Consider the following 508-nt stretch of genomic DNA (forward strand, 5'->3'; position numbering starts at 1 on the left):
CCGCCCGCCGCTGCGCCGGCACGGCCGAGGACGACGGCACAGCGGCCAGGCCCACCGACGGCAGCCAGGAACTCCAGCACCCGGTGACCAGCGCCCGCACCACGACGTTCCCCCGAGCCGCGGACACCACCCACTCCGCGACCGCGCCCAACCGCTCCCGCGCATCTCCCTGCCCCGCCAACGCCCGCTCGACCCCGGCGAGATACCCGTCGACCTCCCGCCGGACGAGCGCCCGCGCCAGTCCGTCCTTGGTCCCGAACTCGTTGTAGAGGGTCTGCCGGGACACTCCGGCCGCCGCGGCGACGTCCACCATCCGCACGGCGGCCCACGGCCGGCGCGCGAGCGCGGCGAAGGCGGCGTCCAGTAGGGATTCCCGCGCGGACATCGTCGCCTCCCTGGGACGAGCGGCTCTGGCGCCCAGGTTTGACGCGCCCGCCCGCACTGTCAAGGGTCCGCGAGCACAGTCCCGCCGCACACCTCCCGCACGCACGCCTCCCGCACGTACCCC

General features: G+C 76.0%; 1 protein-coding gene. It reads right to left on the minus strand.

Annotated elements, in window-relative coordinates:
• The coding region (locus BZL64_RS37665) for a TetR/AcrR family transcriptional regulator (protein ID WP_143663446.1) at nucleotides 1–385 on the minus strand (385 nt) is incomplete at its 3' end.
• Nucleotides 386–508: the final 123 nt, after the last annotated feature.

Origin of the sequence: Streptomyces bobili, from assembly GCF_002154575.1 — a bacterium.
Lineage (GTDB): Bacteria > Actinomycetota > Actinomycetes > Streptomycetales > Streptomycetaceae > Streptomyces > Streptomyces bobili.